Annotated in this window: 3 protein-coding genes; 2 read left to right on the forward strand and 1 reads right to left on the reverse strand. The window is 68.1% G+C overall.

Annotated elements, in window-relative coordinates; genetic code table 11:
- The first annotated feature begins 285 nt into the window (after positions 1-285).
- Positions 286-903 (forward strand): PadR family transcriptional regulator, encoded by a 618-nt coding sequence (locus ABD951_RS01800; protein WP_345341466.1) that lies wholly within the window; start codon positions 286-288, stop codon positions 901-903.
- A 518-nt stretch (positions 904-1,421) separates the two neighbouring features.
- Here ABD951_RS01800 and ABD951_RS01805 read toward each other — a convergent pair.
- The gene (locus ABD951_RS01805; protein ID WP_345341463.1) at positions 1,422-1,847 is read right to left on the reverse strand and encodes a CBS domain-containing protein; all 426 of its coding nucleotides are present in this window, start codon (positions 1,845-1,847) and stop codon (positions 1,422-1,424) included.
- Between the two features lie 1,557 nt (positions 1,848-3,404).
- Between ABD951_RS01805 and ABD951_RS01810 the strand changes: the two genes are divergently transcribed.
- Positions 3,405-3,836 carry a MarR family winged helix-turn-helix transcriptional regulator gene (locus ABD951_RS01810; protein ID WP_345341464.1) on the forward strand — a complete coding sequence of 144 codons (432 nt, stop codon included), beginning with the start codon at positions 3,405-3,407 and terminating at the stop codon, positions 3,834-3,836.
- Positions 3,837-4,220: the final 384 nt, after the last annotated feature.

Consider the following 4,220-nt stretch of genomic DNA (forward strand, 5'->3'; position numbering starts at 1 on the left):
CCGAGCGGCGATCGTGTCCGGCCGGCGGCCCACCGGAGGACGGGATCGGCGGGCCGGGTCCGGGCGCCGCGGGAAGGAACGGGGGCTCCGCCCCACACCTCGGGCCAATCTCCAAGGGTGGGTTCAAAACTCTCGGTGTGTGGTGTGTTGCGGCCCGGGTTCAGTGGGCCTTCACCCTGCAATCGGCCGATGTCCGGTTGTTAGCATCGGTCGGTGTCCTCGCCCGAATCGGCTCACGAATCCGATCTGCCCGCCCTGCCCGCGACGAGCTGGGCGGTGCTCGGCATGCTGGCGTTCGGGGAGGAGCTGTCCGGGTACGAGCTGAAGAAGTGGGCGGACTGGTCGATCCGGTTCTTCTACTGGAGCCCGTCGTTCAGCCAGGTCTACACCGAGCTCAAGAAGCTCGAGAAGCACGGGTTCGTCACCTCCCGCGTCAAGCACGACAACGGGGTGCGGGGCCGGCGCCTGTACACGATCACCGCGGCCGGCACCGCGGCGGTCCGGCGGTGGTCCAACGAGGCGCCGATCGACCCACCGATCCTGAAGCACGGTGTGATGCTTCGGATCTGGCTCGGACATCTGAACGAGCCGGGGCGCCTCAAGGAGATCCTGCGCGAGCACATCGAGTACGTGGAGAAGATGCGCCGGCGGGCCGCGGCGGACGCGGCGGGTGGTGCGGCGCAGCCGGCCTGGGCGTACGCGGTGATCGTGCTGCGCTGGTCGGAGCGGTACTACGCGGCCGAGAAGGAACTGGCCGAGCAGCTGATCGCCGACATCGACGCCGCCGACGCGGTGATCCGGTCGGCGAAGGTGGGCGACGAGCTGAGCCACCCGAAGCCGACCCCCGGAGCATGGCGGCAGGTCGAACAGCAGACCAAGCAAGCCCACCCCGACCTGGACTGACAGTGAGGCCCGCCCTCGGCTGCATCTGGCCTGCGCGACACCCCGGTCTGCCGGCGGTGGCGTCGCCGAATGTTCGTGCACCCGACGCGGACCGTTGGCGTCGTCGTCGGGCGCGATTACTCACTGCCACTGCGCGTGCCATCCGTGCAGTTCCGCGCCGCGCAGTCCTCGGTCACCAGCCCGGGGACAGCCGGGTTGGTGACCGAGGCAGCGGGCGACTGCGGTGGATGCTCGAGCGCACGCTGGAATCGGAGAACCGCAGAATCCGAATGCAAGACCTGTGGGCGCGCGCCCGTCAAGCCGGAGTCTCGAGTCCAGGCCGGCTCAACACGCGACCCCGCAATGTGGATATCTCGACTGAGGAGTTCGCAGAGGTCGAGGTATGCGCAGGCGCTCTGCTCTCGCGGGTGTACCGCCGCGGCTTTCGCGGCGCCGCCTACATGCTCGCCTCGAGCACGTAGCCCGGGCATCGGCTACGCGCCGATGCCCGGGCCGTCCCGGTTGTCGCCTGCGTGAGGTTATCCGGTGCTGCTCGCGCAGATGGCCTCGACGAACCGCCCGACCGCCTCTTCGGGAAGGTGGGACGCCAGGTCGGCTTCGCTGATCATGCCGACCAGCCGATGCTCTTCGAGCACCGGGAGGCGGCGGATCTTGTGTTCCTCCATCACGGTGAGCACCTGGTCCACGTCGGCGTCGGCGTCAACGACGTACGGCTTGCCTTGTGCGAGTTCGCCGGCGGTCATTGTCTTCGCGTCGAGGCCTTCGGCGAGGCACTTGAGGACGATGTCGCGGTCGGTGATGATGCCGTGCAGGCGATCGTCCTCGCCGCAGATCGGTAGCGCGCCGACATCGAGTTCGCGCATCCGTTTCGCCGCGGATTCGAGGGTGTCACGCTCGCCGATGCAGGTGGCGTCGCGGTGCATGATTTCTCGGGCAGTGGTCATCGTGCCCTCCTTGGTCGAATGGGAAATGGGCATTCTCATTGTCCGTCCGGTGTAAGGGGAGCAGGAAGAGGAAGGTGGCCTCGGGACGCGCGCTGACCGCGGTATCGACGGCATCGACCCGCGAGCCGACCCCGGCGCGAGACCGCGCTGGACGCGCAAATGAGACGACATGGACGCCACAAGCGGAATGTGCGGCGCCACCGGTGCCAATGCCGGGAGTGAGACCGAGGCTCCCGGTCGGCCGAGGCAGGGTGCGGGGAGGTGTTCGGCAACCTCGTCCACTGGGTCGGGCTGCGGCCGGCTCAGGTCGTGGATGCGGTTTGTCGTACCGCCCCGGCGTGGCCTGTGTTCCTGGGGTTACTCCAGGGGGCGTCGATTGGCTTCGGCCTTCGGCGCTCGCCGGACGTGGTGGTCGGCGCTCGACGTTTCGAGGTAGCCGCACAGTGGGTTGCGAGTCACGTGGGTTCTTCAGGCCCCGGCGAACCGGGTACGCCAGACGACCGCTCTCGGTGATCGAGCCCCTCGGCCGCGTACAAGATGTCTTCGACAAGGCCGCGGAAGGTCTCGTGCGGGCTTGAAAGTCAGCCAAGTTCCGGCTGCTGCCGTATGCCGGACGACAAGTGAGGACCAATTTTGATCAAGACGACTGATCTGGACGGACCACTGTTCTCCGATCTGCGGGCCGAGCGTGCCTGCGGGAACGACTTGCCCGCAGGAGTGGTGGTCGGCGGGTGTGTTGGCGAACCCACTCCTGGGAAGAGGACCAGTGAGGAGATCCACCGCGCTCTCTTCAGCGGGCACTAGCCATCTACCGCTACAACCCGAAAACCGCAGTCCGAGTGGACAATCGCTTCGACATGGTCGAAACCCGCCTGAAGCGAGCGAGGTCAGGGGCTGTGTGCGGTTCGTGCAGCAGGCCCGGCCTCATCTCGTGCGGCCTCTCGGGGGAGGGCTGCTCCGGCTTTGATCGACTCGCTGACCTGCCCCAAGGTTCGTTACCCCTGGCGGTGCCACTCCTGGTGGAGCGCAGGGCCAAGGCCACGCTGGCCAAGGGCGCCGCACTCACAACGGGCGACCGAGGGCGAGTGCACGTGCACATCTCGGACGGTCGCGGGCGAGACCTGTCCGGATGGCGGGCCCGCTCGCCGACGTTCGGGGCCCGGCCGGGCGTACCCACGGCACCGCGTCGTCGGCGCCGGACTCGATGCGTGCTTGGCCGTACACACCGAAGATCCCGCCGATGGCCCTCTCTACGTCGGAGCCGCGCCACCCAGCCCAAACCCCACCACTTCACGGGACGTCTACAGTTTGGCTTGAGGGCCGGCACGTCGTCGAGACCGGCCGGCTGCTGAGGGAGCGGCCCCGGATCGCCGTCTGAAGGCATCGCCCGTTTGTGGCTACCGCGCTGGTGGTCTGTCGTCGACTCGGTCGCGGTGGCTTCGACCGGCGTTACGTTCGACGTTCCCGAGCCGGTCCCGGTCCGGCGTCCGGTGTCCACGGGACAGCCCGTGGTGCGATGCCGGATCCGGGGGTCATCCGGTGCCGTATTCTCCGGACGTGACCTTCGATACTCGCTCACTGGCCAACGATCTGTCCCTGGCCGTCGTGCGTCTGTCGCGGCACCTGCGCGGCCGCCGGGCGGATTCCTCGGTGACGTTGACGCAGCTGTCGGTGCTCACCCTTCTCGACGAGCACGGGCCGATGACGCCCGGTGGGATCGCGGCCAAGGAGCGGGTGCAACCACCGTCGATGACCCGGGTCATCGCGTCGCTCGCGGATGCGGGCATGGTGGCGCGGACGCCGCACCCCACCGACGGCCGGCAGATCATCGTGTCGCTGACCGACGCCGGTCACGCGCTGCTCGCGGACGAGACCAGCGCGCGGGAGAAGTGGATGACCGATCAGCTCGCCCTTCTCGACGACGAGCAGCTCGAGGTTCTGCGCCGGTCGATCGACGTCATCGGCGGGATGGTCACCAACTCCGACTAGCTGGTGGGTTCCCGGGTCGTCTAATAGTAGGGCGAGCAGTTCGGCCAGGATCTGATCACCGACATCCTCGACGTCGTCGAGGATGTCGGTGATGTCGTGTAGACGGTCGTGGGTGTCGTGACGGGCGTGGATCCCGCGGTCGTGGTAGCTCGGGTCGAGATCGATCGACGTGGGTGCTTGCGACGGGCCTGGATCGTTCTCGGTGCGCGTCGGTGCGCGCCGGTGGGTGAACGGGAAGCTGCCGATGGATCGGGGGCGTCCGGTGAGGTGGGATGCGGTGTAGGGCAGGGCGCGGGTGGTGCCGTGGCCTTCCTGGGGCCTTACCCCCGATTCGTGGACACGGGTGGTGGATTACGCCGCGGACGCCAGGGTAGCGGCGTACCG

The organism is Rhodococcus olei (assembly GCF_039540555.1).
Lineage (GTDB): Bacteria > Actinomycetota > Actinomycetes > Mycobacteriales > Mycobacteriaceae > Rhodococcus_G > Rhodococcus_G olei.